The following is a 24937-nucleotide window of genomic DNA, read 5'->3' on the forward strand; positions in this document are numbered from 1 at the left end:
ATGACGCTGCCCAGCCTGAACCTGCTGCTGCAGGCCATCCTCTCCGGCATCTTCATCGGCGGGCTCTACGGCCTGATCGGTCTGGGGCTGGGGCTCACCTGGGGCCTGCTGCGGCAGATCAACCTGTCGCACTTCGGCCTGGTCTTCCTCGGTGGCTACCTCAGCTACCAGATGGCCGCCTCGTGGCAGCTCGACCCGCTGCTGGCCCTGCTCGTCGTGCCGCCGGCGTTCTTCGCGGTCGGCGTCGCGATGCAATGGGTGCTCTCGCGCTTCGCGATCACGCCCTTCAACTCGCTGCTGGTCACCTTCGGCATCACGGTGGTGATCGAGAGCGCGATCCAGGCCATCTGGACGGCGGACTACCGCCGGCTGGAATCGCACTACAACGCGATGAAGTTCACCATCGGCAAGCTGTACGTGCCGATCCCGGAGCTCGTCACCTTCCTGCTGGCGCTGGGCATCTCGCTCGCGATCTGGGCGGGCATGCGCTACACCGACCTGGGCAAGGCCTTGCGCGCGATGGCGGTGGACGGGCCGATCGCCTCGGCCTTCGGCATCGACGCCAAGAAGCTCGAGCTCGTGCTCGCGGGTTGCTGCGCGGCGCTGGCCGGCGTGGCGGGCGTGTGCCTCGCGCTCACGTTCACGCTGACGCCGTCGCAGATCTTCGCGTGGGTGGGCGTGGTGTTCGCGGCCGTCATGCTGGGCGGCCTGGGCAGCGCGCTGGGCCCGCTGGTGGCGGGCATCGTCATCGGCGTGAGCGAGGCGGTGACCATGGCCGTGGCCTCGCCGTCGTGGGCGCCGATCGTTTCCTTCTCCTTGCTGATCCTCATGCTGCTGTTCCGACCCGGGAGGGCGTGGCGATGAACAAGGGCATCGCCGCCATCGTCGCCGCCGGCGCCGCGCTGGCCACCTTGCCGTGGCTGGGGCTGCCGCCGTTCTACGAGTCCATCCTCTACCTCGTGTGCCACTGGATCGTGCTGGCGGTCTCGTGGAACATCCTCTCCGGCTATTCCGGCTACTTCTCGTTCGGCCACGGCGCGTTCTTCGGCATCGGCATGTACGCCAGCGCGGTGTTCGCGGGCAAGCTGGGGTGGCCCTTCCTCGCGACGCTGCCGATGGCGGCGCTGCTGCCGGCGCTGCTGGGGCTGTTCATCGGCTTCGTGGTGTTCCGGGTCAAGGCGGTACGCGGGGAGTTGTTCGCGCTGCTCACGCTGGCCGTAACCTTCGTGGTCGCCACGATCATCATCAACACGCCGATCGACGGCGGCCCCGGCATCTACCTGAACGCCGTGGAGGTACCGCATGTCGGGCCGTCGCCGGCTTCGTCGCTGTACCTGATGATCCTGCTCGCCGCGGTGCTCACGCTCGTGGCCGCGTGCAAGGTGCAGGGCTCGAAGCTGGGCATCGGGCTGTTCGCGATCCACGACGACGAGGACGTCGCCGAGGTGATGGGCGTGCCCACCTTCCGCTACAAGCTGCTGGCGTTCGCGCTCTCCTGCGCCTTGGCCGGGCTCGCGGGCGGCATCCACGCGCTGTTCGTGTCGTACGTGACGGTCGGGGAGACCTTCAACATCACGGTGCCGCTGACCGTGGTGCTCATGAGCGTGCTGGGCGGCACGCGGCACTGGGCGGGTCCTGCCGTGGGCGCCGCCGCGATCACCGCGCTGCAGTATTTCTTCACCGCGGGCGACCATGCCGTCGCGGGACGCGCCGCCGTGGGCGCCATCCTGGTGGTGGTGATCCTCTTCCTGCCCGAAGGCATCCTGGGGCAGGTGCTGAAGCGGCGCGCGGCGAAGCGCAAGGACGCACCCGCGCCCGCGCCGGTCGCCGTGCCGCAGGCGGTGGTGCCGACCGCGAGCGTGCGCCCGCACCCCACGGCGGCACCGCTGCTGGAAGTGCGCGGGCTGTCGAAGGCGTTCAAGGGCGTGCAGGCGCTGGACGGCGTGGACCTGCAGGTGCGCCAGGGGGAGATCCTCGGCCTGCTGGGGCCGAACGGATCGGGCAAGTCGACCTTCATCAACGTGGTGAGCGGCCATTACCCGCTCTCGGCCGGGCGCATCGTGTTCGACGGGCAGGACCTGACGGGCGTGCCGGCGCACCGCATGGCGCACGCGGGCATCGCGCGCACCTACCAGATCCCCCGGCCCTTCGCGCACATGACGGTGCTGCAGAACGTCGCGATGGTGGCGATGTTCGGCTGTGCCTCGCTCGACGAGAAGTCGGCGGAACGCGAAGCGTGGAAGTGGCTCGAGTTCACCGGGCTGCAGGGCAGGGCGCAGGCGCTGCCCGACGACCTCAACCTGCACCAGCGCAAGTTCCTGGAGCTCGCGCGGGCGCTCGCGGCGCGTCCGCGGCTCGTGCTGCTCGACGAGGTGCTGTCCGGGCTGACGCCCGGCGAGATCAACGAAGCCATCGAGCTGATCCGCCGCATCCGCGACCAGGGTGCCACCATCGTGTTCGTGGAGCACGTGATGCGTGCGGTGATGGCGCTGACCGACCGCATCGTCGTCCTGAACCACGGCAAGCTGATCGCGCAAGGCCACGCGAACGAGGTGATGCGCGATGCGCAGGTGGTCAGCGCCTACCTGGGGAAGGCCGCGCATGCTTGAAGTCGAACGCATCCAGGCTTCGTACGGCGCCGCGCCGGCCTTGTGGGACGTGTCGCTGCGCGTGGCGCGCGGCGAGCTCGTGTGCGTGGTGGGGCCCAACGGCGCCGGCAAGAGCACGCTGATCAACGTCATCGCCGGCCTGCACCGGGCACGCGGCGGCCGCCTTGCCTTCGAGGGACAGGACATCACGCAGCTTCCCAGCCACCGGTTCTGTTCGACGGGGATCGCGATCGTGCCGGAAGGGCGGCGTCTGTTCACGACGATGAGCGTGCAGGACAACCTGGAGCTCGGGAGTTACCTGCCGCAGGCGCGCTCGCAGCGCGCCGCGTCCCTGGAGCGCGTGCTCGCCCTGTTCCCGGCGCTGGAGCAGAAGCTGCAGCAGCCGGCCGGCGCCTTGTCCGGCGGGCAGCAGCAGATGGTCGCGATCGGGCGGGCGCTCATGAGCCGGCCGCAGCTGCTGTTGCTGGACGAACCGTCGCTGGGGCTGGCGCCGGCGGTGGTGCTGGACATGTTCCAGGCGATCCGCGAGATCAACGCGGGCGGCACCTCGGTGCTGCTCGTGGAGCAGAACGTCGCGATGGCGATGGAACTGGCGCGGCGGGCGTACGTGGTGGAGGAGGGCCGCATCGTGGCGGAGGGGCTGGCGAAGGAATTGATGGACCGGCCGGAGATCCGCCGGGCGTATCTCGGGGTGGAGACGCACTAGCCGCTGCGCGGTCGGTGGGGTTCGCTGCTGCTCACCGTCCGCGGCTTCGCCGCGCCACCCTACAGGAGAGCGCGAAATTGCGTGCATGTGGCGCCATGTAGGGTGGCGGCGCGCCAGCGCCGGCAGGTGAGCGCGAGCGAACCCCACCGATCGGCCTTCACTCTTTCACGCGGCGAAAAACTCATTTCCTTCCCACCCGCTCCCCCGCTCGCTAGAGTTCCGCGATCCAAGGAGACAGGCATGAACCAGGACCTGGAGGACAAGCTCCTCATCCGCGAACTCGTCGAGCGATGGGCCGTCTGGCGCGATGCCGGCGACTGGGAGCGGTTCGCCACCGTGTGGCATCCCGAGGGCGTGATGATGGCCACGTGGTTCCAGGGACCGTGGCGCGACTTCATCCGCGTCACGCAGGAGGGCTGGGACAGGGGCGTGAGCATCCTGCACTTCCTGGGCGGCTCCGCGATCGAGGTGGCGGGCGACCGCGCGATCGCGCAGACGAAGATGACCATCTCGCAGCGCGGCATGGTCGAAGGCGTCGACGGCCCGGTGCTCTGCGACGTGGTCTGCACCGGCCGCTTCCACGACTTCATCACGAAGTACCAGGGCGAATGGAAGGTGCTGCACCGCCAGCCGATCTACGAGAAGGACCGCATCGACCCGGTCGACCCCACCGCGCAGCTGAAGCTCGATCCCTCCCTGCTCGCCGGCATGCCAGAAGGCTACCGGCACCTCGCGTACATCCAGACGCGCATCGGCTACCGGGTGAAGATGGACATGCCCATGCTGAAGGGCCCCGTGGTGCACGAGCTGTACAAGCGCGGCGCGCGCTGGCTGGCGGGCGGTCCCCTGGAGCGTTGAGATGCAGCGCCGCGCCCTCCTCGCAGCGGCCGCACTGGCCTGTGCGGCGCCCCTCGTGCATGCGCAGGGCTACCCTTCCAGGGCCGTGCGCATCATCGTCCCGCAGCCGCCCGGCGGCGGCTTCGACACCGTGGGCCGGCTGCTCGCCGATCGCTACGGCAAGCTCACGGGCCAGAGCTTCGTCGTGGAGAACCGCACGGGCTCCGGCACCCTGGTCGGTACCGACTACGCTGCGAAGGCAGCCCCTGACGGCTACACGCTGCTGGTGGGCTCGGTCTCCAACCTCGCGCTCAATCCCGGCCTGTACGCCAACCTGCCGTACGACAGCCTGAAGGACTTCGAACCGATCGGTCTCCTCGTGAGCTACAGCTACACGCTGGTCGGCCGCAAGGACCTGCCGTTGCGGTCGCGGCCCGAGGTGCTCGCGTACGCGAAGGCCAACCCGGGCAAGCTGAATTACGCGTCGGCCGGCAATGGCTCCGGCCAGCACGTCCTCGCGGCGGCGCTGTGGCACCTGGCGAAGGTGGACGTGGCGCACGTGCCGTACCGCGGCGCGCAACCCGCCTACCAGGACCTGCTCGGTGGCCGCGTCGACCTGTTCTTCGACCTCTCGCCGACCGCGCGCGTGCAGGTCGACGCCGGCAACGCGAAGGCGCTCGCCGTCTCCGGCGCCGCCCGCAATGCCATGCACCCGCAGGTTCCGACAGTGCAGGAGACGGGCGCGGCGCCGCTGGAGCTGGAGTCCTGGTTCGGCCTGTTCGCGCCGGCGAAGACGCCGCCCGAGGTGCTGCAGAAGCTGCGCGCGGACTTTGCGAAGCTCGCGGCCCTGCCCGACGTGCGGGAGACGCTCGCGAAGACGGGCGGCAAGCCCCTCGCGCTGATCGGCGATGATGCGCGTGCGCTGGTGAAGCGGGACGTGGACCACTGGTCGAAGCTGGTGAGGACGCTCGCCATCCGCGCGGAATGAAACCTGGATTCCCGCGTTCGCGGGAATGACGACCTCTCACGGGACGACATGAAAGTACTCGGAATCTGCGGCAGCCTGCGCAAGGCTTCCTTCAACGCCATGGCCCTGCGCGCCGCGCAGAAGCTCGCACCCGCGGGCATGGAGGTGGAGATCGCGGACATCGCCGCCATCCCCCTCTACAACGACGACGTGCGCGCCGCCGGCGAGCCGGCCGAAGTCGCAGCGCTCAAGGCGAAGGTGCGTGCCGCCGACGCGGTGCTGATCGTGATGCCCGAGTACAACTTCTCGGTGCCCGGCGTGCTGAAGAACATGCTGGACTGGATGTCGCGCCCGCCCGAGCCGCCCTTCGAGGGCAAGGTGGTCGCCATCATGGGCGCGAGCCAGGGGCCGGTGGGAACGGCGCGCGGCCAGTACGACCTGCGCAAGATCCTCGTCTACATGAACACCTTCACGGTCAACAAGCCGGAGGTGTTCATCAGCAGTGCGCAGACCAAGTTCAACGCGCAGGGCGAGCTCACCGACGAGCCGACGGCGAAGTTCATCACCGACCTGCTGGTGGCGACGCAGAACCTGAAGAAGCGGGTCGGGTGAGGGGGCAGGGGTTAGGGGCTAGGGGCTAGGGGCTAGGGGCTAGGGGCTAGGAGGGGCTGTTACGCTCATCCCTAGTCCCTAATCCCTAGTCCCTAGTCCCTAGTCCCTAGTCCCTAGTCCCTAGTCCCTAGTCCCTAGCCCCTCATCCCTTGTCTCTTCCCCTTATCACCGACTGGCACTTCTACGCCGCCGCGATCCCCGCCGTCCTGCTCCTGGGCATCAGCAAGAGCGGCTTCGGCGCCGGCTTCGGTTCGCTGGCGGTCCCGCTGATGGCGCTGGCGGTGACGGTGCCGCAGGCCGCGGCGATCCTCATGCCCATCCTGTTCGTGATGGACGTGATGGGCCTGGCGGCCTACCGCGGGAAGTGGGACGCGAAGCTGCTGCGGTTCCTGGTGCCCGCGGGGCTCGTGGGAACGGTCATCGGCACGGTGTCGTTCCGCCTGCTGGATGCCACGCTGGTCGCCGGCATCGTCGGCGTGTTCACGCTGCTGTTCCTGGCGCAGCGGCTCGCCTTTCCGCCGCGGGCGGACAGCAAGCCGCCCCCGCGCTGGCTGGGCGCCGTGCTCACGGCAACCTCGGGCTTCACGAGCTTCGTCGCGCATGCGGGCGGGCCGCCGGTGAACGCCTACGTGCTGCCGCTGCGCCTCGCGCCCGTCACCTTCGCGGCGACGATGAGCGTGTTCTTCTTCGTCATCAACCTGAGCAAGTGGATCCCTTACGGCTGGCTCGGGCTGCTGGACCTGCGCAACATGAGCACCTCGCTGGCGCTGATGCCGTTCGCCCCGGTGGGGGTGCTCGTGGGCGTGCGGCTGGCGCACCGCATCCAGCCGAAGCGCTTCTACCAGCTGATCTACCTGGGCATGCTGCTCACCGGGCTGAAGCTGGTCTGGGACGCGTTCGGGCCGGCGTGATGGTGCGCCGGCGTTGCGCCGGCATCGAAAAATGCCGCCCTGCGCCCTGCCGCCTGCGGGCGGAAATGGACGCAGGGCAGGGCGGCTGGCATCCTCGGCAGTGACGGAAGCGCCGCTGGAGGAGTGCCTTGCTGAACCGACTGAGACTGCCGCAGAAACTGGCCCTGCTCGTGGGCCTGATGCTCGCCGCCCTCGTGGCCACCGCCGCCCGTGGCCTCTACCTGCTGCAGCAGGCGCAGGCGCCGGCCGAAGTCGTGCGTGGCGGCATGGTCGCGGCCGCCGTGCTGGTCGTGGCCATGGCGCTGCTCGGGGTGGTGCTCTCGCGGTCCATCCAGCTGCACGTGCTGCTGCCGGTGCGCAGCGCCGCGACCTCGCTGCGCCGCATCGCCGACGGCGACCTGGGCACCGAGGTGGAGATCATCGGCCGGGGCGAGATCTCGAAGATGATGCGCGCGCTGCAGGACATGGTCACGCACCTGCGCGCGCTCGTGGGGGAGGTGGCGGGCTCGGCGCGCACGGTGGCGGAGACCAGCGCGCAGATCGCCCAGGGCAACCTCGACCTGTCGCAGCGCACCGAGGAGCAGGCCACCACGCTGGAGGAGACCTCCAGCTCCCTGGAGGAGCTCACGGCGACCGTGGCCCGGAACGCCGACAACGCCCGCCAGGCGGCGCAGCTGGCGGCGGGTGCCTCGGACGTGGCGCGCCGCGGCGGTCAGGTGGTGGGCGACGTGGTGACCACGATGACCGACATCGCGGACGCCTCGCGCCGCATCGAGGACATCATCGGCGTGATCGACGGCATCGCCTTCCAGACGAACATCCTCGCGCTGAACGCCGCGGTGGAAGCGGCGCGGGCCGGGGAACAGGGCCGCGGCTTCGCCGTGGTCGCGGCCGAAGTGCGCAACCTGGCGCAGCGCAGCGCCGTCGCCTCGCGCGAGATCAAGGCGCTGATCACCGACTCCGCCGGCAAGGTGGACGCGGGCTCGCGGCTGGTGGATGCCGCCGGCCGCACGATGCAGGAAATGGTGCAGGCGGTGGAACAGGTCACCGGGCTCGTCACCGAGATCGCCGCCGCCAGCCAGCAGCAGAGCGCCGGCATCGCGCAGGTGCACGACGCGATGACGCAGATGGAACGCGTGGTGCAGCAGAACGCTTCGCTGGTCGAGGAGGCTTCGGCCGCGACGGAATCCATGAAGGACCGCGCGCAGGTGCTCCTGCGCCTCGTGGCCCGCTTCCGCCTGGGCGACGCGCCCCAGGTGCAAGGCCCCAAGGCGCCCGCCGCGCCGGCCTGGACCGCCACGTCGCCCCTGCCCTTGCTGCCAGCGGCCCCGGCGGGCCGGTGGCGGGAGTTCTGAGCGGCGGGTTCCCTAACTCAGCCGTGGGCGGTAACATCCCCTGGTCGGCAGGCTGCCGCAAAGCACAGGAGGAACGGCTATGCCGGTCGTCGTGGTTGCGAATCCGAAGGGCGGCGTGGGAAAGACCACGGTCGCCACCAACATCGCCGGCTACTACGCCGGCCAGGGCCGGCAGGTCATGCTGGGCGATGCGGACCGCCAGCAGTCCTCCCGGCTGTGGCTGCGCCTGCGGCCCGCGGAGGCCCGGCCGATCGCCAGCTGGGAAGTGGGCGAGGGCCAGATCGCCAAGCCGCCGAAGGGCACGACGCACGTCGTGCTCGACACGCCGGCCGGCATGCACGGCAAGTGGATGGAAGACACCTTGCGCTCCGCCGACAAGGTCCTCGTGCCGCTGTCGCCCAGCATCTTCGACATGTACGCGACCCGCGCCTTCCTGGACGAGCTTGCGCACCATCGCAAGGCCGGCCGCATGCAGGTGGGCATCGTCGGCACGCGCGTGGACCAGCGCACGATCGCGGCGGACAAGCTGCAGGAGTTCGTGGATGCGCTCGGCCTGCCGGTACTGGGCTTCCTGCGGCCGACGCAGAACTACGTGCACCTCGCCGCGCGCGGGCTGACCCTCTTCGACCTCGCGCCGGCGAAGGTCGAGCGCGATCTCGAGCAGTGGAAAGGGATCGCGCGCTGGCTCGACGCCTGAGCGACCCTGCAGCGCACCTCCGCGCGCTACATTGCGGAGGATGAGAACCTTCCAGAAGCTCTCCGAGCTCGCCGCCCTCGTCGGCGAGGAAGTCGCCACCAGCGACTGGATCACCGTGACCCAGCAGCAGGTGGACCAGTTCGCCGAGGCCACCGGCGACCACCAGTGGATCCACGTCGACGTCGAACGGGCGAAGCAAGGGCCCTTCGGCGCACCCATCGCGCACGGCTTCCTCACCTTGTCGCTGCTGCCCCGCTTCTTCGAATCGTCGCTCGAAGTGCTGGACACGCGCATGGGCGTGAACTACGGGCTCAACCGCGTGCGCTTCACCGCCCCGGTGCCCGTGGGCAGCCGCCTGCGCGCGCGCATCAAGCTCCTGGCCTGCGACCCCGTGCCGGAGAGCGGCTGGCAGATGACCTGGAACGTCACCGTGGAACGCGAGGGCAGCGAGAAGCCGGTGTGCGTGGCCGAGTCGCTGACGCGCCGCTACGCCTGAGGCATGTGTATCGCGTTACACGCGTCGGCGGGCAAAAAAAGGCCCGCGCGAAGCGGGCCGTGAAGAAAGGAGTCTGGGTTGCCTGGCCTGCCCTGATCGGGCCGGTTAGAAGTGAGATGCGGGACAGTGCGAAAGAGTTCAAACTGAGCGGAGTGCAACGGAGTATTGCTTGTGTCGCGCAGTGCGCACCCAGGCTCAGCCGGCCCCGCCGAAGCCCTGCTGTCGCCAGGCTTCGAACACCGTCACGGCCACCGCGTTCGAGAGGTTGAGGCTGCGCTGGCCCGCGCGCATCGGCAGGCGCAGGCGCTGCGGCGGCGCGAAACTTTCCAGCAGCGGCGCGGGCAAGCCCGCCGTCTCCGAGCCGAACACGAGCCAGTCACCCGGAGTGAACGCCACGTCGTGCACGCGCCGCGTGGCACGCGTGGTGAGCGCGAACATGTGGCGTGCGTCGGGGGCCTCGTCGCGCAGGAAGGCGTCCCAGTCCGCGTGCCGCTTCACTTCCGCGTACTCGTGGTAGTCCAGCCCGGCGCGGCGCATGTGCTTGTCGTCCATCGAGAAGCCCAGGGGCTCGATCAGGTGCAGCGCGCAGCCCGTGTTGGCGGCGAGCCGGATCACGTTGCCGGTGTTGGGCGGGATCTCGGGCGTGACGAGGACGATGCGGAACATGGGGCGGGATTGTCAGTCCTCCGCGGTGCGCGCAAGCACGACCGCAGCCACGCGCGCCGCTCCCGCCTGCCGCAGCGCGGCCGCCGCGGCATGCAGCGAGGCCCCGCTGGTCATCACGTCGTCGACCAGCACGAGCGCCCGGCCCTTCACCTCCGCGGCGCGCAGCGGCTCCACGCCGAACGCGTCGCGCACGTTCGCGCTGCGCGCCTTGCGATCGAGCGCGGCCTGCGAGCCGGTCTCGCGCAGGCGCAGGAGCAGTTGCGACTCGGTCTTGTCCCGCGCGAGTGCACGGGCCAGCAGCAGGGCCTGGTTGAAGCCGCGTTCCGCAAGCCGGCGCGGCGCGAGCGGGACGGGCAGGACCAGGTCGGCACGCGCCAGTTCCTCGCGCACGCCCGGCACGGCGGCCATGCGCTCGGCGAGCGCCGCGGCCCAGCCCGGCTCGCCGCCGAACTTGAAGCGCGCTACCAGCCCCGACCAGGGATACGCATAGGCCACCGCCGCGTAGCAGGCGTCCAGCGGCGGCGGCTCGCGCAGGCAGGCACCGCAGGTCGCCACGCCCTCCGGCAAGGGCAGCGCGCAGGTGCCGCAACGGTGCCGGGGCGCCGCGAAGCCGGCGACGCAGGCGTCGCACAAGGCGCGCGCCGGCCAGGCGCCGCACACGGCGCAGCGGCTCGGCAGGTCTTTCGTCCAGCGCTGCAGCCAGGCGTTGCGCATCGCCTCAATATACTTGCCAGCCCCGTCCATGCCATCCGAGCGTCCCCCCACCATCGACCCCACCGCCGCCGCGCGCTGGGAGCACGCCGCGCCCGCGGCCAGTCCCTGGCTGCACGAGGAAGTGGGCCGGCGCATGGAAGAACGCCTGGAATGGATCAAGCGCGCGCCCGGCGCCTGGGCCGACTGGGAGCCCGTCCGCGGCGGCCTGCAGGCGCACCAGCGCGTCGTGCAGCGCTACCCGCAGGCGCGCGTGCACGTGGTGGAGCCGCAGCCGGCGCGCGCGGCGGTCGCCCGCGAGAAGCTGGCCGGCGCCTGGTGGAAGCGCCTTGCCGGCGCGGGCAAGGTCGACTTCGGCCCCGTGGCGCCCGGCAGCATGCAGATGGTGTGGTCCAACATGCAACTGCACACCAGCGCGGACCCGCAGGCGGTGATGAAGCAGTGGCACGAGGCCCTGGCCGTGGACGGCTTCCTGATGTTCTCCTGCCTCGGCCCGGACACCTTGCGCGAGCTGCGGGCCCTCTATGCCGACCTCGGCTGGCCGCCGCCCGGGCACGAGTTCACCGACATGCACGACTGGGGCGACATGCTCGTGCACGGCGGCTTCGCCGAGCCGGTCATGGACATGGAGCGCATCCAGCTCGCCTTCGCCACGCCCGAGCGGCTGCTCGCGGAGCTGCGCGAACTCGGCGCCAACCTGCACCCGGGGCGCTTCCCGGCCCTGCGCGGGCGCGGGTGGCACGCGCGGCTGCTGCAGGAGATGGACCGCCGCCTGCGCGGGCCGGACGGGCAGATCACGCTCACGTTCGAGGTCGTCTACGGCCACGCGCTCAAGCCCGCGCCCCGCGCGAAGGTCGGCGAGCGTACTTCCGTGTCGGTCGACGACATGCGTTCCATGCTGCGCGGCGGCCGCACCTAGCGGGGCGCTCCTCGCTTGCGCGGGGTCAATCCGCAACACCGCGTCGCTTGCGCGGCATCAAGCCCGGCCGCCCCGGAAAGTGGCAGGTTGCACGCGGCTACAATGCGCGGTTGATTTACGTGTGTAGGCCGTGTCGTACCCTGCCTTCCGCTTCGCCACCGTCCGGGGCCAGGCCATCCACTGGTTCCTGGGGCGCAACTGCTCGGTGAAGCCCGCCCAGCTGGGCTGGCTGTACCTCTCGCTGTGCCTGGTGACGCTCGGGATCGGAACCTTCCTGTGGTTCCAGGGCGCGGTGCTGGTCCTCCCCTTCGCGTGGCTCGAGCTCGCGGCGGTGGGCGTGGCCTTCCTGGCCTATGCGCGGCATGCGGCCGACCGGGAGCACATCTCGCTTTCCGGGCGGCGGCTGGTGGTGGAGACGGAGAACGCCGGGCGCGTGGAGCGGGCGGAATTCAACCGTGACTGGGTCCGCGTGGAGCCGGCGGTGGACGACCGATCGCTGATCGAGGTGTCCGGGCAGGGACGGCGCGTGAGCGTCGGACGGCATCTCCGGCCGGAGTTGCGGCCGGTGCTGGCGCGGGAGATCCGCAGGGCCCTGCGCGAGGCTTGAGCGCACCGGAGGCTGCGGGGGACGGTTTTTTGAAGGCTTGAGGCTGAAAACGATATGAAGAGTATTTCGAAGATCGCGGCGCTGCTTTCGCTGGCGGGTGCCCTGGCCGGCACGGCCCATGCCGTGGAGGACCTGCCGGGCGGCCCGGCGGTTCGCCAGCTCAACCTGCACGCCGCGGCCACGCGCATCGCCGTGGAACAGTCCTGGCTGCACTGGTTCATGCTGATCACCTGCATCGTGATCTTCATCGCCGTGTTCGCGGTGATGTTCTATTCCATCTGGAAGCACCGCAAGTCCGTCGGCCACAAGCCCGCGAACTTCCACGAGTCGGTGACGGTGGAAGTGATCTGGACGATCATCCCCTTCATCATCGTGATCCTGATGGCGCTGCCGGCCACCAAGGTGCTGGTCGCCTCCAAGGACACCTCCAACGCCGACGTGACCATCAAGGCCACCGGCTACCAGTGGAAGTGGGGCTACGACTACCTGAGCGGCGACGCGCAGGGCGTGAGCTTCCTGTCCACGCTGCTGCCTTCGCACCGCGAGATGTCCAACGACGGCGCCAAGGCCGCGGACATCCCCAGCAACTACCTGCTGGCCGTGGACAACCCGCTGGTGGTGCCGGTCAACAAGAAGGTGCGCATCATCACGACGGCCAACGACGTGATCCACGCCTGGGGCGTGCCCGCCTTCGGCGTGAAGCAGGACGCCATCCCCGGCTTCGTGCGCGACACCTGGTTCCGCAGCGAGAAGGTCGGCGACTTCTACGGCCAGTGCTACGAGCTGTGCGGCAAGGAGCACGCGTACATGCCGATCCACGTGAAGGTGGTGTCGCAGGAACAGTTCGCCGCCTGGGCGACCGAGCAGAAGAAGATCATGGCCGCCAAGGCCGACGATCCGGCCAAGGTCTGGACGATGACCGACATCGTCGCCCGCGGCGAGAAGGTCTACGCCGCCAACTGCGCCGCCTGCCACCAGGCCAACGGCAAGGGCGCCGGCCCCATCCTCCCGCTCGACGGCTCGCCCGTGGTGCTGGACGCCGACAAGACCAAGCAGATCCACATCGTGCTGAACGGCCGTGCCGCCATGCCGCCGTGGAAGCAGCTGAGCGACACCGACCTCGCGGCGGTCATCAGCTACACCAAGAACGCCTGGGGCAACAAGACCGGCCAGATCGTGCAGCCCGCCGAAGTGCTGGCGCAGCGCGGCAAGTGATCATCGGGCAGAGGAATAGAGGAAACCATCCATGAGCGCAGTTCTGGACCCCCACGGCCACGTCCACGGCCACGATGACCACCACGACCACGCCCCGACCGGCTGGCGCCGCTGGGTCTACGCGACCAACCACAAGGACATCGGGACGCTGTACCTGCTGTTCTCCTTCTTCATGCTGATGTTCGGCGGCCTGCTGGCCCTGGGCATCCGCGCGGAGCTGTTCCAGCCCGGCCTGCAGCTGGTGAACCCCGAGCTGTTCAACCAGTTCACCACCATGCACGGCCTGATCATGGTGTTCGGCGCGATCATGCCGGCGTTCGTGGGCTTCGCGAACTGGATGATCCCGCTGCAGATCGGCGCGCCCGACATGGCGTTCGCCCGCATGAACAACTTCAGCTTCTGGCTGATGGTGCCCGCGGGCATCATGCTGGTGGGCTCGTTCTTCATGCCCGGCGGCGCGCCCGCCGCCGGCTGGACGCTGTACGCGCCGCTGACGCTGCAGATGGGCCCCTCGATGGACGCCGGCATCTTCGCGATGCACATCCTGGGCGCCTCGTCGATCATGGGCTCGATCAACATCATCGTGACCATCCTCAACATGCGCGCCCCCGGCATGACGCTGATGAAGATGCCGATGTTCGCCTGGACCTGGCTGATCACGGCCTACCTGCTGATCGCCGTGATGCCCGTGCTGGCCGGCGCGATCACCATGACGCTGACCGACCGCCACTTCGGCACGACGTTCTTCAACCCCGCCGGCGGCGGCGACCCGGTGATGTACCAGCACATCTTCTGGTTCTTCGGCCACCCCGAGGTCTACATCATGATCCTGCCGGCCTTCGGCATCATCAGCCAGGTCGTGCCCGCGTTCGCCCGCAAGCGCCTGTTCGGCTACGCCTCCATGGTGTACGCGACGAGCTCCATCGCCATCCTGTCGTTCATCGTGTGGGCGCACCACATGTTCACGACCGGCATGCCGGTGACCGGCCAGCTGTTCTTCATGTACGCGACGATGCTGATCGCGGTGCCGACGGCCGTGAAGATCTTCAACTGGATCGCGACCATGTGGCAGGGCTCGATGACCTTCGAGACGCCCATGCTGTTCGCCTGCGGCTTCATCTTCGTGTTCACCATCGGCGGCTTCACCGGCCTGATCCTGGCCATGGCGCCGATCGACCTGCTGCTGCAGGACACCTACTATGTCGTGGCGCACTTCCACTACGTGCTGGTGGCCGGCTCGCTGTTCGCGCTGTTCTCCGGCGTGTACTACTGGATCCCGAAGTGGACCGGCGTGATGTACAACGAGTCGCGCGGCAAGATCCACTTCTGGTGGTCGCTGATCTCGTTCAACGTCACCTTCTTCCCGATGCACTTCCTGGGCCTGGCCGGCATGCCCCGCCGCTATGCCGACTACCCGATGCAGTTCGCCGACTTCAACGCCGTGGCGTCGATCGGTGCCTTCTTCTTCGGCTTCGCCCAGGTGTACTTCTTCTTCTTCGTCGTGCTGCCCTGCATGCGCGGCCAGGGTGCGGCTGCCCCGCAGCGTCCCTGGAACGACCCGGACGGCAAGGGCGCCGAAGGCCTGGAGTGGGAAGTGCCGTCGCCGGCGCCCTTCCACACGTTCGAAGTGCCCCCGAAGCTGGACCCGACGGCCACCCGCGTCCTGGACGCGCGCGTGCAGCCCGAGAACGCGGCCGGCGCCCATTGAAGACCGCCGCCATGGCCGACGAAGAACAGCGGAAGAAGAACCTGCGGCTCGCGCTGATCCTGGCGTCGATCGCGCTGGTCTTCTTCCTCGGCTTCGTCGGCAAGATGTTCCTGCTGGGGAGATAGCAACGTGGCGCGCGGCGCGGAAAACCGGAAGATGCTGGGCAAGCTGGCCGTCGTGGCGGCCGGCATGTTCACCTTCGGCTATGCGCTGATCCCGATCTACAAGCACATCTGCGAGCTCACCGGCATCAACATCCTGGCGCTGGGCGAGAAGCAGGTGCCGGGCGGCTCCACGGCGACGGGCAACAGCCAGGTCGATACGAGCCGCACGGTCACGGTGGAGTTCGACGCCAATGCCCGCGGGCCGTGGCGCTTCCATCCCGAGAAGGCTTCGCTGCAGGTGCACCCGGGCCAGCTCGCGACGGTGATGTACGAGTTCGAGAACGTGCAGGACCGCACGATGGCGGCGCAGGCGATCCCGAGCTACGCGCCGCGCCAGGCCGGTCCGCACTTCAACAAGCTCGAGTGCTTCTGCTTCAACCAGTACACCCTCGCGCCGGGCGAGAAGAAGCAGTGGCCGGTCGCCTTCGTGATCGACCCGAAGCTGCCGAAGGACGTGACGACGATCACGCTGTCGTACACCTTCTTCGAGGTGGGCAGCAAGACGCCGCCGGCGCCCACGGCCAAGGCCCCTTCGCAGGAGGTGGGCGGTTGAGGCTGCTGCACACGTTCAAGGCGGTCTTGTGGGCCTTCTTCGGCGTCCGCAAGCGCAGTGGATATGAAGAGGACCTGGGCAAGCTCAGCCCCTTCGCCATCATCGGGGTGGCGCTGGTGCTGGTGCTGCTGTTCATCGGCGGGCTGATCGCCCTGGTGAACTGGGTCGTCTGAACAGGATTGAAAAAGAGAGACTGAGGATTCAGGAGTCAAGATGAGCACCAGCGCACCGGGGACCACGCCCCACTACTTCGTGCCGCAGCCCTCGCGCCACCCGGCGTTCGCGGCCTTCGGCCTGTTCTTCGTGATCTTCGGCGCGGCCAACTGGATCAACGGCGCGGACTGGGGCAAGTACTCCGTCCTGTTCGGCCTGCTGTGGCTGTTCTGGGTGCTGTTCCAGTGGTTCCGCGACGCGGCGCACGAGAGCGAAGGCGGCCAGTACGGCCGCAAGATCGACCTCTCCTTCCGCTGGAGCATGAGCTGGTTCATCTTCTCGGAAGTGATGTTCTTCGGCGCCTTCTTCACGGCGCTGTGGTGGATGCGCTCGCACTCCGTGCCGGCGCTCGGCGGCCTGGACAACGCGCTGCTCTGGCCCGACTTCAAGGGCGTGTGGCCCACCGTCGCGCCCGGCACCACGGCCTCGCCGGCCGGCGTGATCGAACCCTTCCAGGTGATGACGCCCTTCTGGCTGCCGACGATCAACACGGCGCTGCTGCTCACCTCCGGCGTCACGCTGACCATCGCGCACCACATGCTGCGCGACAACCGCCGCGGCGCGACGATCTTCTGGATGTGGATCACCGTGGCCCTGGGTCTGGCCTTCGCCATCGTGCAGGGCTACGAGTACTTCCACGCGTACAGCGAGATGAACCTGAAGCTCAGCTCGGGCGCCTACGGCTCGACCTTCTTCATGCTCACCGGCTTCCACGGCTTCCACGTGATCGTCGGCATGCTGATGCTGTTCTTCATCACGCTGCGCCTGATGAAGGGCCACTTCACCGCCGACCGCCACTTCGGCTTCGAAGGCGCCGCCTGGTACTGGCACTTCGTGGACGTGGTCTGGCTGTTCCTGTACACGCTCGTTTACTGGCTCTGACGATCCAGTAAACAGGGATTAGGGGCTAGGGGCTAGGGGTTAGGGAGGTCTTCCCTACTCCCTAGCCCCTAGTCCCTTCAGCGAAGCGGAATCCCCGTCGGCTGGATGTAGCCGAACTTCCACGCCAGCAGGATGCACAGGAACAGCAGGATGGAAAAGCCGACGCGGAACGCCAGCGCGCGCGCCATGTTGCTGGTCTTCGGGCGGCCGTCGTGGCCGTCGCGCATCATGAAGAACAGCGCCGAGCCGAGGCTGGCGATGATCAGGATGAAGCCGACGATGACGAAATACTTCATGCAGGCGATTATCCGCCGCGCGCGCACCGCATGCTGAAGCGCGCACTGGTCGCCCTGGCGGCGATCGCCGGCATCGCGGTCACCGCGAGCCTCGGGTTCTGGCAATGGGGCCGGGGGCAGGAGCGCACGGCGATGCAGGAAGCGATCGAGGCCCGCGAGCGCTCGGCGCCGGTGCCCGTGCAGGAACTCGTGGCCGGTGCGGACGCGGGCGCGCTGCTGCACCGCCCCGTGGTCCTGCGCGGCGAGTGGATCGCCGACCGCACCGTGTTCCTCGACAACCGCCAGATGAACGCGGTGCCGGGCTTCTATGTCGTCACGCCCTTGCGCGTGGAGGGGACGCAGGCCGTGGTGCTGGTGCAGCGCGGCTGGGTCCAGCGGGATTTCGAGCAGCGCGCGCGCCTGCCCGCGGTGCAGACGCCCGCCGGGACCGTGGAGGTCCGCGGCCGCTTGGCCCCGCCCCCTGCCAAGCTATACGCCTTCGCCACGGAAGAGAAGGGCCCGATCCGGCAGAATCTGGACCTGGCCGCCTTCCGCGCGGAAACCGGCCTGCCGCTCCTGCCGGTGTCCGTGCAGCAGGTGGGTGCCCCTTCCGAAGGGCTGTTGCGCCAATGGCCCGCGGTGGGCAGCGGTGCCGGGAAGAATTTCGGCTACGCCTTCCAGTGGTGGGCCATGGCCGCGCTGATCGCCATCCTCTATGTCTGGTTCCAACTCGTCGTCCCCCGCCGGCCCGCCCGGCGTCCTTGACCAGCCGCTGGGGCTCACGGTGCATTCGCTGCCGCTCCCGCAGGAGGCGGCGCTCGCCGACGAGCAACGCACGCGCCGCGGCCGCTGGAAGATGCTGGTCGTCGCGCTGGTGTGCGCGGCGCCCGTCATCGCTTCGTATTTCACCTACTACGTGGTGCGGCCGGAGAGCCGGCGCAGCTACGGCGAGCTGATCGACCCGCAGCGGCCGATCCCCTCCATCACCGGCAGGACGCTCGACGGCAAGCCCGTCGCGCTCCCGACGCTGCAAGGACAGTGGCTGCTGGTGAGCGTGGCCGGCGGCGCGTGCCAGGAGGCTTGCGAGCGGCACCTGTACCTGCAGCGGCAGATGCGCGAAGCCCTCGGCAAGGACAAGGACCGCCTGGACTGGGTCTGGTTCGTCACCGACGACGTGCCGGTGCGCGACGCGCTGCAGCCGGCGCTGCAACAGGCGACCGTGCTGCGCGTCGATGGCGCGCAGCTTGCGCAATGGCTCTCGCCCGCGCGCGGCGAGCAGCTGGCGAACCACCTGTACGTCGTGGACCCGCTGGGCCACTGGATGATGCGCTTCCCGCCCGCCACGGACCTGGCGTCCGCCGCCAAGGCCCGCAAGGACCTCGAGCGCCTGATGCGCGCTTCGGCCGGCTGGGACAAGGCAGGAAGGCCGGGCAACTGACATGGGCGAGCTGTACGACCTCGCCCCCGCGCTGCGCGTGGCGCTGCTCGGCATCGCCGTGGCGTCGGGGCCGCTCGCGTGGATCTGGCTGCGCAACAAGAAGGCGGCTCCGGCCCAGCGCCTCGCCGCACTGACGGTCCTCACGCTGTTCCTCACCTTCGACCTGGTGCTGTTCGGCGCCTTCACGCGCCTGACCGACTCCGGCCTCGGCTGCCCCGACTGGCCCGGCTGCTACGGCAACGCCAGCCCCATCGGTGCGCTGCACGAGATCCGCTCGGAGGAAGCACGCATGCCCACCGGGCCCGTCACGCACGGCAAGGCGTGGGTGGAGATGGTGCACCGCTACCTCGCCACCGGCGTCGGCGTGCTGATCACGACGCTGGCGCTCGCCACCTGGCTGCAGCGCAAGAACGGCCTGCCGGTGCAGCCGCGCTGGCCGGCCTTCACGCTCGCATGGGTGTGCGTGCAGGGCGCGTTCGGCGCGCTCACGGTGACGATGAAGCTGTTCCCCGCGATCGTCACGCTGCACCTCCTGGGCGGCCTGGTGCTGCTCGCGCTGCTCGCGATGCAGGCGGTGGCGTACCGGCAGGCGCAGCGGGGCTCGGGCGCTTTCGAGATCGACGCCGGTGCGCGCCGCTGGCTGCTGGGCGCCTACGCGCTCCTGTGGCTGCAGGTCGCCCTGGGCGGCTGGGTCAGCACGAACTACGCCGTGCTCGTGTGCAGCAGCTTTCCCACCTGCCAGGGCAGCTGGTGGCCCGCGATGGATTTCGCGCAGGGATTCGAGCTGTGGCGCGACCTCGGCAAGACCGGCGAAGGCGAGCACATCACCTTCGCGGCGCTCACGGCGATCCACTACACGCACCGGCTCGTCGCGTACGGCCTGTTCGCCGTCCTGGGCGTGCTCGCGTGGAAGCTGCGGCGCGGCGCGCTGCACGACACGGCGCGCATCGTGGCGGGCCTGGCCTTGTGGCAGTTCGCGACGGGCCTGTCGAACGTGGTGCTGGACTGGCCCATGATCGCCGCCGTGTCGCACACGGGCGGCGCCGCGGGGCTGGTCGTGGCGCTCACCTGGGCGCTGCGCGAAAGCCGCGCGCCGGTGGCGCAGCCGCAGGTGCGGGCGAGGGAGGTGGCGGCATGAACGCCTCCGTCGTTCGCCAGTTCTACGCGCTGATGAAGCCGCGCGTGATCCAGCTGATCGTGTTCTGCGCGCTCATCGGCATGGTGCTTGCGGTGCCCGGCCTGCCGTCCCGGGAGGACGTGCGCATCGCGCTCATCGCCTGCTTCGGCATCTGGCTGGTCGCCGGCGCCGCTGCCGCCTTCAACTGCCTGGTGGAGAAGGGCATCGACGCGAAGATGCGCCGCACGGCGTGGCGTCCCACCGCGAAGGGCGAGCTGAGCGACTGGCAGACGCTGCTCTTCTCCGCCGTGCTGTGCACCGCGGGCTCGTGGCTGCTGTATGCCTGGGTGAACCCGCTCACGATGTGGCTCACGCTCGCCACCTTCGTCGGCTACGCGGTGATCTACACGGTGATCCTGAAGCCGCTCACGCCGCAGAACATCGTGATCGGCGGTGCTTCGGGCGCCATGCCGCCAGTGCTGGGCTGGGCCGCGCTGCGCGGCGAGGTCGGGCCCGAAGCGCTGATCCTGTTCCTGATCATCTTCCTGTGGACGCCGCCCCACTTCTGGGCGCTGGCGCTGTACCGCGTGGAGGACTACCGCAAGTCGGGGCTGCCCATGCTGCCCGTGACGCACGGCAACGAGTTCACGCGCCTGCAGATCCTGCTGTACACGATCGTGCTGTTCGCGGCCTGCCTGATGCCCTTCGCCTACGGCATGAGCTCGTGGCTGTACCTCGCGGCGGCGCTCGTGCTGAGCGCGGGCTTCACCTGGTACGGCTTCCGCCTCTGGCGCGAGTACTCGGACGCGCTCGCGCGCAAGACCTTCCGCTTCTCGCTGATCCACCTGAGCGTGCTGTTCGCGGCACTGCTCGTCGACCACTACATATGACCCACCCCCGAAGCGCCTGCGGCGCCTGCGCGACCCAAAGGCAACGCGCTACGGAGAATTGAAATGCTGCGACGTACCGCACTCCTCACCCTCGCCGGATCCGTGCTCGCGGCCTGCGCACCGGAAGGCAAGCCGCAGTTCAAGGCCGTGGACATCACCGGCGCCGACTACGCGAAGGACTTCGCGCTGCCGGACGCCGACGGCAAGCTGCGCACCCTGAAGGACTTCCAGGGCAAGGCCGTCGTCGTGTTCTTCGGCTACACGCAATGCCCGGACGTGTGCCCCACCACGATGCAGGAGATCGCCGAGGCGAAGAAGCTCCTGGGCGCCGACGGCGGCAAGGTCCAGGGCGTCTTCATCACCGTGGACCCGGAGCGCGACACGCCGGAACTGCTGAAGGCCTACGTCGCCAACTTCGGCCCCGACATGGTGGCCTTGCGCGGCAACGCGGCGCAGACGGCGGCGGTCGCCAAGGACTTCAAGGTCTACTACAAGCGCGTGGAAGGCAAGGCGCCGGGCAGCTACTTCATGGAGCACACGGCAGCCAGCTACGTCTACGACCCGCAAGGCAAGCTGCGCCTGTACAGCCGCTATGGCAGCGGCGCGCAGGCGCTGGCCGACGACCTGAAGCTGCTGCTCCAGGCGTGACGTGGTCCGGCACCTCCTCGGGCGCAAGGGCGCGGCGCGCATCGCGCTGATCCCGCCCGAGGTGCTCGCCGCGCTCAACGCCGGGACCCTCCCCACCGTCAACCTCAACGAGTTCCTGGCGCTGGACCTCCCCGTCCTCGCGCGCAACGTCGCGCGCGACATCGGCCTCGATCCCGGCCACGAGCGCCTGGAGGACACCTTCGCGATGCTGCCGGCCTTCGCGCCGGTGAAGCGCCACCTTCACGTGGCGCGCGCGCTGCACGACCTCACCGAGCCGCGCCCGGACCGGGATGCCGTCGCACATGCGCTGGCGACGCACCCGAGCGACGTGGCGCGCAACTGGGCGGCGCAATGGATCGCGTTCAGCAGCCTGCCGCTCGCAGGCAAGCTCGCGTCCGCCTGGCGCTTCGCGGCCGACGCGCACTTCGGCGTGCGCGAGATGGCCTGGATGGCGGTGCGCGACGAGATCGCCGGCGACGTGGACACGGCGGTGCGCCTGCTGCAGTCCTGGTCCTGCCACCCCGACCCGAACATCCGCCGCTTCGCGAGCGAAGCGACGCGTCCGCGCGGCGTGTGGTGCGCGCAGATCGAGACCCTCAAGCGCGAGCCCTGGCGCGGGCTGCCGCTGCTGGAGCCGCTGAAAGCGGACGAGAGCCGCTATGTGCAGAACTCGGTGGCGAACTGGCTGAACGACGCGGCGAAGACGCAGCCGGCGTGGGTGGAGGAGGTGTGCGAGGCCTGGAGCCGGAGCAGTGGGTCGGCGGCGACGGCGTCTATCGTGAAGCGGGCGCGGAGGAGTTTGCGGGGGTGAAGCTGGGGTGCGCTGGCGCGCAACCCAGCCTACCGAGCACGGCGCCCGTCCGTAGGCTGGGTTGCGCGCAGCGCACCCCAGCTTTCACCGGCGCTCAAAAATTCAACGGCTTGATCAGCTTCTTCGCGTCCTGGTTCATCTGGTTCAGGCCGTCCATCACCCACTGCAGCGTCGCCTCGCCATCGAGCTGCGGCACCGGCAGGATCGCCGCGGTGACGTGGAACTTCAGCGTGAGCGCCGCGGGCAGCTGGTCGACCTGGCGCAGGCCGCTCGCCACGACCTGCTGCGCGCGCGAGCTCAATGCCTGCGGCGTCACCGGCGCTTCCAGCAGCACGGCGTACTCGCGCTCGCCCACGCGTGCCGCCATGTCGAACTCCACGCTGGTGCGCCGCAGGTGCGAGGCGGCGACCACGAGGGCCTTCTCCGCCGCCTCCTTGCCGAACTCCTCGGCGATGGCGTCCAGGTTGGAGATGCGCACCCCCAGCAGCGCGCAGTTCTGCTTCTGCCCCCGCGCGTGCGCCAGGCTCGATTCCAGCCGCTCCACGAGGCCGCGCCGGTGCGGCAGGCCCGTGAGCGGATCGGTGCGCGACAGGGCGTTCGCCCGCAGCATCGCCTCGCGGAACGCCATCAGCCGGCGGTGCAGCGCGTAGAACAGGATCGGCAGCTCGATCACGGCCGCGAAGTACAGGCCGTAGCGCGTGAGCGTGTTGCTCGGCACCAGGCCCAGGCCGCGCGACAGCGGGAAGATCGCCATCAGCAGCACCGGCACGAAGCCGAGCGCCAGCATGCGCACGTGGTGCTCCTTGCTGTCCACGAAGCCCCAGGCCAGCATGGCCGTGATCGCCAGCAGCGACAGGCCGGTGAGCACCAGCACGAGGAGCATGCTGACGCGCGTGACGACGACGATGTCCACGGCCACGGCGGCCAGCACCGCCGCGATGAGGGCCCAGACGCCCAGGTCCAGCGCGCGCGACAGGCGCACCGGCTCCGTCACCACCTTGACGAACCACAGCGCCGCGGCGGTCGCCGCGCCCGGCCAGAGCGCCAGCGCCATGCCGTTCCATCCCGGCAGCCCGGGCCACAGGTGCTGCGCCAGCACGCCGGAGCGCCCCAGCTGGCCCGCGGCGAGCAGCAGCGTGTAGAGGCCGAAGGCGAGGAAGCCGCGGTCGCGGTACAGCAGGCCGTTCACGAAAGCGGCGGCGGTGATCAGGGCGGCGAGGCCGAAGTAGGCGCCGAACAGGAACTGCTCGCGCTCGCGGCTCGCCTGCACGGCCTCCTCGCGCAGCAGCGTCGCCGGCGCGGAGAGGTCGGCGCGGTCGTCCTGCACGCGCACGTAGTAGCGAACGGGCCGCGGGTCGTCGAAGGCGAGGGCGAAGGTGGGGAGGCGGCCGGGCACCGACCAGTCGGACACGGCGTGCGTGGTGCCGGATTGCTGCACGACCCAGTTGCCGCGGCGGTCGCGGTAGAACATCTCCACGTGGTCGTAGAACGCGGTGTTCAGCTCCAGGTACCAGTGCTCGCCCACGGGCGCGGTGGCTTCGAACTGGAACCAGTAGGCGCCGCCCAGCACGCGGTCGTGCGGCTCGCGCTTGCGCACCTGCCAGGGAAGGGTGGCGAACCGCGCCTCCACGTTGTCGACGGTGGAATTGCCCGCGGCATCGAACCAGTAGAGGCTGCGGCCGTTCAGGGGCGCCCAGGCGGTCTCGCCGCCGAGGGCGATCGTCGAAACGTGCGCGGGAGCCTCCGTTTCAGCGGCCACGGCCCCGCCGGTGCCGCCCCAACAGGAGGCGCACCAGAGCCAGATGGCGCACAGAACGCCAAGCGCACTCCTCCTCATGCACGGAATTGTTGCAGCGCCCCCGTCGAGCTGGGTAGACCGCAGGCGCGAAAAAGGTGTGACGAGGGCGCGGATACAACAAAAAAAGCCCGGCGGTGCCGGGCTTTTCGGAAGGTGGAAGGCCTCAGGCGTAAGCCGCCAGGGCCTTGCGCATCTTCTTCATGGCCGCCACCTCGATCTGGCGGATGCGTTCGGCGGACACGCCGTATTCCGCGGCGAGCTCGTGCAGCGTCATTCCGCCGGAGCCGTCGTCGTTGACCTTCAGCCAGCGCTCTTCCACGATGCGGCGGCTGCGCGGATCGAGCTGCTCCAGCGCCTGCGCGATGCCTTCGCTGGCCATCGTGTCGCGCTGGCGGTTTTCCAGTTCCGCCGTGGGCTCGTGGGACGCATCGGCCAGGTAGGCGATCGGGCCGAAGCTTTCCTCGCCGTCGTCGGCCGGGCCCGGGTCCAGGACCACGTCGCCGCCGGACATGCGGGTCTCCATCTCGATCACTTCCTCGCGCTTGACGTTCAGCTCGCGGGCCATCACGTCGATCTGCGCGTCGGTCAGCGTCTCGCGGTGCGTCTCGGCGTCGGCTTCGTCCTTGAAGCCCTGCTTCATCGAGCGCAGGTTGAAGAACAGCTTGCGCTGCGCCTTGGTCGTCGCGACCTTGACCATGCGCCAGTTCTTCAGGATGTACTCGTGGATCTCCGCCTTGATCCAGTGCAGCGCGTAGCTGACCAGGCGCACGCCCTGGTCGGGGTCGAAGCGCTTCACCGCCTTCATCAGCCCGATGTTGCCTTCCTGGATCAGGTCGCCGTGGGGCAGGCCGTAGCCCAGGTACTTCCGCGAAACCGACACCACCAGGCGCAGGTGCGACAGCACCAGCTTCCCTGCGGCTTCCAGGTCGTTCTGCTCCCGGAACTTCTTCGCGTACTCCTGTTCTTCCTCCGCCGTCAGCATCGGCAGCCGGTTGACCGCCGAGATGTATGCGTCCAGGTTGCCCAGCGACGGAACGACGGCCCAGGGGCTGGCGACTGCCAGTGCCGTGGTACCCGCGGTTCCAACTTGAGAGGACATACCGGAATCTCCTTCTGCTTGTGAAAATATTAG

29 protein-coding genes are annotated in these 24937 nt (G+C 69.3%); 24 read left to right on the plus strand and 5 right to left on the minus strand.

The features are described 5' to 3' along the window. The 10 genes from H8N03_RS20115 (at nt 1) to H8N03_RS20160 (ending at nt 9190) form a co-directional block, all read left to right on the plus strand. A complete protein-coding gene (locus H8N03_RS20115) occupies nt 1-864 on the plus strand; it encodes a branched-chain amino acid ABC transporter permease (protein WP_187078003.1) in 864 nt (287 codons plus the stop codon). Further along, the gene (locus H8N03_RS20120) at nt 861-2609 is read left to right on the plus strand and encodes a branched-chain amino acid ABC transporter ATP-binding protein/permease (protein WP_187078004.1); all 1749 of its coding nucleotides are present in this window, start codon (nt 861-863) and stop codon (nt 2607-2609) included. Before H8N03_RS20115 ends, H8N03_RS20120 begins: the two co-directional genes overlap by 4 nt. Further along, nucleotides 2602-3315, plus strand: a complete 714-nt coding sequence (locus H8N03_RS20125; RefSeq protein WP_187078005.1) for an ABC transporter ATP-binding protein — start codon at nt 2602-2604, stop codon at nt 3313-3315. Before H8N03_RS20120 ends, H8N03_RS20125 begins: the two co-directional genes overlap by 8 nt. 240 nt (nt 3316-3555) lie before the next feature. Further along, nucleotides 3556-4173: a nuclear transport factor 2 family protein gene (locus tag H8N03_RS20130; protein WP_187078006.1), complete on the plus strand. Its 618-nt coding sequence runs from the start codon at nt 3556-3558 to the stop codon at nt 4171-4173. 1 nt (nt 4174) lies between these two features. Then, a complete protein-coding gene (locus H8N03_RS20135) occupies nt 4175-5140 on the plus strand; it encodes a Bug family tripartite tricarboxylate transporter substrate binding protein (RefSeq protein WP_187078007.1) in 966 nt (321 codons plus the stop codon). 48 nt (nt 5141-5188) lie between these two features. Next, the gene (locus H8N03_RS20140) at nt 5189-5731 is read left to right on the plus strand and encodes an NADPH-dependent FMN reductase (RefSeq protein WP_187078008.1); all 543 of its coding nucleotides are present in this window, start codon (nt 5189-5191) and stop codon (nt 5729-5731) included. Nucleotides 5732-5880: 149 nt separating this feature from the next. Further along, on the plus strand, nt 5881-6642 hold the full coding sequence (locus tag H8N03_RS20145; RefSeq protein WP_187078009.1) for a sulfite exporter TauE/SafE family protein: 762 nt from the start codon (nt 5881-5883) through the stop codon (nt 6640-6642). Between the two features lie 128 nt (nt 6643-6770). Beyond that, entirely contained in the window at nt 6771-7997 is a 1227-nt protein-coding gene (locus tag H8N03_RS20150; RefSeq protein ID WP_290428160.1) for a methyl-accepting chemotaxis protein, read from the plus strand. A 79-nt stretch (nt 7998-8076) separates the two neighbouring features. Continuing rightward, a complete protein-coding gene (locus H8N03_RS20155) occupies nt 8077-8694 on the plus strand; it encodes a ParA family protein (RefSeq protein WP_187078010.1) in 618 nt (205 codons plus the stop codon). Nucleotides 8695-8734: 40 nt separating this feature from the next. Continuing rightward, nucleotides 8735-9190 (plus strand): MaoC family dehydratase, encoded by a 456-nt coding sequence (locus H8N03_RS20160; RefSeq protein ID WP_187078011.1) that lies wholly within the window; start codon nt 8735-8737, stop codon nt 9188-9190. Nucleotides 9191-9385: 195 nt separating this feature from the next. Here the strand turns inward: H8N03_RS20160 and trmL are convergent, their stop codons facing one another. Together trmL and H8N03_RS20170 are read right to left on the minus strand one after the other, a co-directional pair. Continuing rightward, nucleotides 9386-9856 carry a tRNA (uridine(34)/cytosine(34)/5-carboxymethylaminomethyluridine(34)-2'-O)-methyltransferase TrmL gene (gene trmL / locus H8N03_RS20165; RefSeq protein WP_187078012.1) on the minus strand — a complete coding sequence of 157 codons (471 nt, stop codon included), beginning with the start codon at nt 9854-9856 and terminating at the stop codon, nt 9386-9388. A 12-nt stretch (nt 9857-9868) separates the two neighbouring features. Further along, a complete protein-coding gene (locus tag H8N03_RS20170) occupies nt 9869-10570 on the minus strand; it encodes a ComF family protein (protein WP_187078013.1) in 702 nt (233 codons plus the stop codon). Between the two features lie 28 nt (nt 10571-10598). On the opposite strand from H8N03_RS20170, the gene H8N03_RS20175 reads away from it, so the two are divergent. The 8 genes from H8N03_RS20175 to H8N03_RS20205 all read left to right on the plus strand — a co-directional run bounded on the left by H8N03_RS20175 (nt 10599) and on the right by H8N03_RS20205 (nt 16828). Beyond that, nucleotides 10599-11486, plus strand: a complete 888-nt coding sequence (locus H8N03_RS20175; protein ID WP_187078014.1) for a class I SAM-dependent methyltransferase — start codon at nt 10599-10601, stop codon at nt 11484-11486. 130 nt (nt 11487-11616) lie between these two features. Continuing rightward, the gene (locus tag H8N03_RS20180; protein WP_187078015.1) at nt 11617-12093 is read left to right on the plus strand and encodes a DUF2244 domain-containing protein; all 477 of its coding nucleotides are present in this window, start codon (nt 11617-11619) and stop codon (nt 12091-12093) included. Nucleotides 12094-12147: 54 nt separating this feature from the next. Next, the gene (gene coxB, locus H8N03_RS20185) at nt 12148-13308 is read left to right on the plus strand and encodes a cytochrome c oxidase subunit II (protein WP_187078016.1); all 1161 of its coding nucleotides are present in this window, start codon (nt 12148-12150) and stop codon (nt 13306-13308) included. A gap of 31 nt (nt 13309-13339) precedes the next feature. After that, nucleotides 13340-15016 (plus strand): cytochrome c oxidase subunit I, encoded by a 1677-nt coding sequence (ctaD, locus tag H8N03_RS20190; protein WP_187078017.1) that lies wholly within the window; start codon nt 13340-13342, stop codon nt 15014-15016. Nucleotides 15017-15027: 11 nt separating this feature from the next. Further along, on the plus strand, nt 15028-15141 hold the full coding sequence (locus H8N03_RS26040; RefSeq protein WP_222623059.1) for a cytochrome oxidase small assembly protein: 114 nt from the start codon (nt 15028-15030) through the stop codon (nt 15139-15141). 4 nt (nt 15142-15145) lie between these two features. Continuing rightward, nucleotides 15146-15733, plus strand: a complete 588-nt coding sequence (locus H8N03_RS20195) for a cytochrome c oxidase assembly protein (protein ID WP_187078018.1) — start codon at nt 15146-15148, stop codon at nt 15731-15733. Then, on the plus strand, nt 15730-15906 hold the full coding sequence (locus tag H8N03_RS20200) for a DUF2970 domain-containing protein (protein WP_187078019.1): 177 nt from the start codon (nt 15730-15732) through the stop codon (nt 15904-15906). Before H8N03_RS20195 ends, H8N03_RS20200 begins: the two co-directional genes overlap by 4 nt. 40 nt (nt 15907-15946) lie before the next feature. After that, nucleotides 15947-16828, plus strand: coding sequence for a cytochrome c oxidase subunit 3 (locus tag H8N03_RS20205; protein ID WP_187078020.1), 882 nt, complete (start codon nt 15947-15949; stop codon nt 16826-16828). A 77-nt stretch (nt 16829-16905) separates the two neighbouring features. Here the strand turns inward: H8N03_RS20205 and H8N03_RS20210 are convergent, their stop codons facing one another. After that, on the minus strand, nt 16906-17124 hold the full coding sequence (locus H8N03_RS20210; protein WP_187078021.1) for a twin transmembrane helix small protein: 219 nt from the start codon (nt 17122-17124) through the stop codon (nt 16906-16908). A 30-nt stretch (nt 17125-17154) separates the two neighbouring features. Here H8N03_RS20210 and H8N03_RS20215 point away from each other — a divergent pair, with 30 nt between their 5' ends. The 6 genes from H8N03_RS20215 (at nt 17155) to H8N03_RS20240 (ending at nt 22007) form a co-directional block, all read left to right on the plus strand. After that, the gene (locus H8N03_RS20215) at nt 17155-17868 is read left to right on the plus strand and encodes an SURF1 family protein (RefSeq protein ID WP_187078022.1); all 714 of its coding nucleotides are present in this window, start codon (nt 17155-17157) and stop codon (nt 17866-17868) included. Further along, nucleotides 17819-18541: an SCO family protein gene (locus H8N03_RS20220; protein ID WP_187078023.1), complete on the plus strand. Its 723-nt coding sequence runs from the start codon at nt 17819-17821 to the stop codon at nt 18539-18541. Before H8N03_RS20215 ends, H8N03_RS20220 begins: the two co-directional genes overlap by 50 nt. Before the next feature lies 1 nt (nt 18542). Further along, a complete protein-coding gene (locus tag H8N03_RS20225; protein WP_187078024.1) occupies nt 18543-19679 on the plus strand; it encodes a COX15/CtaA family protein in 1137 nt (378 codons plus the stop codon). Further along, nucleotides 19610-20548 (plus strand): heme o synthase, encoded by a 939-nt coding sequence (gene cyoE, locus H8N03_RS20230; RefSeq protein ID WP_435531676.1) that lies wholly within the window; start codon nt 19610-19612, stop codon nt 20546-20548. Before H8N03_RS20225 ends, cyoE begins: the two co-directional genes overlap by 70 nt. Nucleotides 20549-20611: 63 nt before the next feature. Then, nucleotides 20612-21196, plus strand: coding sequence for an SCO family protein (locus tag H8N03_RS20235; protein WP_187078026.1), 585 nt, complete (start codon nt 20612-20614; stop codon nt 21194-21196). A gap of 1 nt (nt 21197) precedes the next feature. Beyond that, nucleotides 21198-22007 carry a DNA alkylation repair protein gene (locus H8N03_RS20240; RefSeq protein WP_187078027.1) on the plus strand — a complete coding sequence of 270 codons (810 nt, stop codon included), beginning with the start codon at nt 21198-21200 and terminating at the stop codon, nt 22005-22007. A gap of 94 nt (nt 22008-22101) precedes the next feature. Here the strand turns inward: H8N03_RS20240 and H8N03_RS20245 are convergent, their stop codons facing one another. Both H8N03_RS20245 and rpoH read right to left on the minus strand, forming a co-directional pair. Further along, a complete protein-coding gene (locus H8N03_RS20245; RefSeq protein WP_187078028.1) occupies nt 22102-23766 on the minus strand; it encodes a sensor domain-containing diguanylate cyclase in 1665 nt (554 codons plus the stop codon). A gap of 202 nt (nt 23767-23968) precedes the next feature. Continuing rightward, nucleotides 23969-24904, minus strand: a complete 936-nt coding sequence (gene rpoH / locus H8N03_RS20250; RefSeq protein WP_187078029.1) for an RNA polymerase sigma factor RpoH — start codon at nt 24902-24904, stop codon at nt 23969-23971. Nucleotides 24905-24937 lie beyond the last annotated feature (33 nt).

The organism is Ramlibacter cellulosilyticus (assembly GCF_014297465.1).
GTDB lineage: Bacteria > Pseudomonadota > Gammaproteobacteria > Burkholderiales > Burkholderiaceae_C > Ramlibacter > Ramlibacter cellulosilyticus.